The following is a 3,539-nucleotide window of genomic DNA, read 5'->3' as shown; positions in this document are numbered from 1 at the left end:
TGAAGTCGAACCTGCATCGTTCATGCCTCCATGGTCTGATCGTCGCTGGTTGCTGGTCGAGATAGGGGTCGTTCAGCCTCTAGGCAATCCGCCTTGAGCTCGGCGATCAGTGCTTCAAGAACTGCTCGAGCGAGGAACAAAGGATGGCTCCTCTTTGGCAAATAATCACACGGGACGGGACAGCTAGCAAAGTAGACGAACTGATCTTCTTCGGCGCAGACGAGACCGCCGCAGTCAACGAATCCGTCGGCGCGCTGCGCATCAAGCGCGGTCAGGAGCGCGGACGCATAGTTCAAACCACTGCGTCGGCGTCCTGACCGCCAGTCGCGGCGATCCCCGTTTGCAAGCTGGCAATGATTCGTTGTATCGCCGCTAGGAAAGCCACGCGCTCCTCCGGCGTGAACCCGGCCAGCGCATCGGCGTTCACCAGCTCGGCCGCCGCCGTCGCCGGCTCCTCAAGCGCCCGCGCGCGCTCCGTCAGCCAGATGCGCTGCGCCCGTCCATCAACAGGATCCTTACGGCGCTGGATCAACCCGTCACGCTCCATGCGCGCCAGGGTGTTAGCCATGGTCGGCTGCTCAATATCGAGCTGAGCAACCAGCTCGCGCTGGGTCAAGCCATCGCCCTCCCACAGCACCAGCAGCGCAGGGAAGATCCCAGTGCTCAGCCCCAACGGCTTGATCCGTGCCTGCAGCTTGCGCGCGAACAGCCGTGCCAAGTGGTTGGCGAGATAGCCCGCCGACTCGTTTCTACTGAATGTCATGTGATTGTGCTTATGCTTGCGAGATCCGCGCGGTCAAGACAGTAAGGCCCGCGTCCTGTGACATCATTACCATTTGCATAGCTTAGCATACAATGTTATATAGCTTGCTATGTTAATGATCGAAACGGAGACAACCTCATGCCCAAACGCATCCACCCCATTGCTGGCGCGCTCGCGCTGCTGATCATCCTCACCTTCTGGATCGCCACGGTCCTCGCCGAAACACTCGGCGACACCGCAGCCATCGTCGCGGTCAAGACCGCCATCCCTTGGGGCCTGCTGATCCTGATCCCGGCCCTCGCGGCGGCGGGTGGCTCGGGCTTCGCGCTCGGGCGCGGACGCTCCGAAGACCTGGTCGCGACCAAGCGTCGGCGCATGCCCCTAATCGCCGCCAACGGGTTGCTGGTGCTGGTACCCTGCGCCTTCTTCCTTGCCTTCAAGGCCGGGGCGAGGGAGTTGGACGGGGTTTTCTATGCGGTGCAGGGGCTGGAACTGGTCGCCGGCGCTATCAACTGCACAATGCTCGGCCTGAGCTTGCGCGACGGTCTGCGCCTAAGCGGTCGGCTGCGTCGCGCCATCAATTGAAAATACGCGCGTCAAGAATCGGTTCGGACCATTCCAAAATAAGATAGGGGCGCTCCGGCTCGGCCTTGGTCATGTACGCGTGAGTACTGTCATCCAGCAGGCCGAAGCCGCGCTCCATCTGTCACAGAAAAACGCCAGCGGCACCTTGGCTGCATATCCTTATGTTGAACTTCCATCATTGAAAGGATGCTCGCTGGGGTCCATATGTCGCTACTAACTGCAGGCATGTCTGGCCCTCGTTCCAGCAGATTGAACGACCTACCCCGATGGTCTGGTCCGACTCGCCGACAATGCCATATATGCGGCCAAGGGCTCACGCAAGGAACGCTACAGCTTCCATAAGGTGCCACGCTCATCCAAACAAGCGATTGACGCCTTACCCTTTCAGTAATAAAAACCACTTTTCGAACCAAAAAACATATCGCTTCAGCCGGGCGTAGCAGTTGGCGATACGCCGGCCTGCCAATGCATACCGCTCGGAACCCACCTGACAATTATCAATGCATCGACTATAATCATGATGGCGATTGTTGGTTCAACAAAATAATTAATATATGGATTAAAAATGCCTATTGATCATTTGTCTGTACCGAATGCATTGGAAGAGTTTCAGCAGGAGATCATGCAGTTGAGCCGCATGATGCTGATCGCTTTTCTGTCGTTGGCTGTCCTGGGAGCCCTGCTCTGGCCATTTTCCGGTTACTGGATCTGGCTGCTGGGGCTGTTGGCCGGTGGCCTCGCAACCCAGCGCTTGCGCGCCCGCATCCCACCGCATCTGCAAACGCTGGATCGACTGCAACGTGAACGCGAGCAATTTTTTATGGGAATTCTTGACGCCTGCGAGCAACCCTGCTCGGTCACAGCACTCGGTAAGCCTGGAGACAAGCAATGGCATTGGCTCTATGTCAATGGGCCTGTTCAGGCCGCTTTCGGCAAACCGCTGAGCGAATTCCTTGGCCAGCCGTGTCATCAGTGGGGCGCTAATATTTGCAAAACCCAAAACTGCGGACGTGAATGTCTGGAGCGCGGCCAGCCGGAGTCGCTGTTTGCTCAGGATTTTGGCGCTGGCCTGAATCATTTTCGGGTCTACACCAAAACGCTCAATGATCTGTCAGGACAACCCGCCTATGTTGCGGAGTGGGTTGATCCGCACGAGGAATTACGCTTCCAGATGTTAACTTCGAGCGATCGGGTCACCGATCTGTCAACCAAAACGGCTCAAGCTACCCAAGAAGTTTCCGGGAACATCAAGAGCGTCGCAGCAGCGGCGGAGCAGCTGTCCTACTCAACCCTGGAGATCAGCCGCTCAGCCGAAACCGCCGTCACCACAGTCGGTAACGTCGAGAACATCACGCAACAGGTTGGCAGTGAAGCCCAGGGCGCCGCCGAAGCCATACAGACATTGGCGGGAATTGGCGAACAAATCTCCGATATGAGCACAGTGATTCGCGGAATTGCCAATCAAACTAACCTGCTCGCATTGAATGCGTCTATCGAATCGGCACGCGCTGGAGAACAAGGACGCGGCTTTGCCGTGGTGGCGAGCGAGGTCAAGCAGCTGGCCCAAAAGACTCAGGACGCAACGCAACAAATTGCTGAAAAAACAGAGGAAACCCGCCTGCAAATTACCGACAATGTCACTCGCATCGTCTCACTGTCGGAACGTATCACTGAAGCCAGCCGCCAAGTCGCCGGGGTCAGATCCGATATGCAATCCGTTGCCGCCAGCGTCACCGAGCAGAACGTGGCTGTTGACGAGATCGCCCGCAATGCTGCCGAAGCCGCACAAGCTACGGACGAAACGATCCGCCTCACGGAAAGCGTCCTGACAGCCGCTAAAGAACTACGTCAAAAAGTGCAATCAGAATAAGCATTCATAGGGGAAGACCGCCCCATGATGCGTCTACCGCCACTGCCTAGTTTCATCTATCGCCCATCCTCCAAAACCGCACGCTCTTCAATGACCATCTGCCCAAGATGGTAAGCATGCGCCCGGCGGGCAGGAGCCCGCCTGGCGCTCTTGTTCATTGATCAGGATGGATTCAAACATATAAGTCCCAGGACCAGCCCTTTTAAGGTGGGCTAACCAGCGGCCAGAAGCTTGGCGGTCGAGACATGCGGCTTATCTTTGTATCGAGTGCGTTTGGTCAGCGGTTTTTTCGGACCCCGGCGATTTTTTCGCATGGCTTTC

At 57.2% G+C, this 3,539-nt stretch carries 3 protein-coding genes; 2 read left to right on the top strand and 1 reads right to left on the bottom strand.

Annotation, left to right across the window (positions count from 1 at the left end; all coding sequences use genetic code 11):
- Positions 1 to 292: 292 nt before the first annotated feature.
- A complete protein-coding gene (locus tag CKO36_RS18620; protein WP_200286405.1) occupies positions 293 to 763 on the bottom strand; it encodes a MarR family winged helix-turn-helix transcriptional regulator in 471 nt (156 codons plus the stop codon).
- A 138-nt stretch (positions 764 to 901) separates the two neighbouring features.
- On the opposite strand from CKO36_RS18620, the gene CKO36_RS18615 reads away from it, so the two are divergent.
- Positions 902 to 1,348 carry a hypothetical protein gene (locus CKO36_RS18615; RefSeq protein ID WP_200286404.1) on the top strand — a complete coding sequence of 149 codons (447 nt, stop codon included), beginning with the start codon at positions 902 to 904 and terminating at the stop codon, positions 1,346 to 1,348.
- Between the two features lie 565 nt (positions 1,349 to 1,913).
- The gene (locus CKO36_RS18610) at positions 1,914 to 3,218 is read left to right on the top strand and encodes a methyl-accepting chemotaxis protein (RefSeq protein ID WP_200286403.1); all 1,305 of its coding nucleotides are present in this window, start codon (positions 1,914 to 1,916) and stop codon (positions 3,216 to 3,218) included.
- Positions 3,219 to 3,539: the final 321 nt, after the last annotated feature.

Origin of the sequence: Rhabdochromatium marinum, from assembly GCF_016583795.1 — a bacterium.
Taxonomy (GTDB): Bacteria; Pseudomonadota; Gammaproteobacteria; order Chromatiales; family Chromatiaceae; genus Rhabdochromatium; species Rhabdochromatium marinum.
Note: the sequence above shows the minus strand (reverse complement) of the source record. Positions and strands in the feature narration are given on the sequence as shown.

Bases quoted from the DNA above. Each gene is read 5' to 3' on its own strand.
- CKO36_RS18615 (WP_200286404.1), top strand. From the start codon at position 902: ATGCCCAAACGCATCCACCCCATTGCTGGCGCGCTCGCGCTGCTGATC.
- CKO36_RS18610 (WP_200286403.1), top strand. From the start codon at position 1,914: ATGCCTATTGATCATTTGTCTGTACCGAATGCATTGGAAGAGTTTCAG.
- CKO36_RS18620 (WP_200286405.1), bottom strand. From the start codon at position 763: ATGACATTCAGTAGAAACGAGTCGGCGGGCTATCTCGCCAACCACTTG.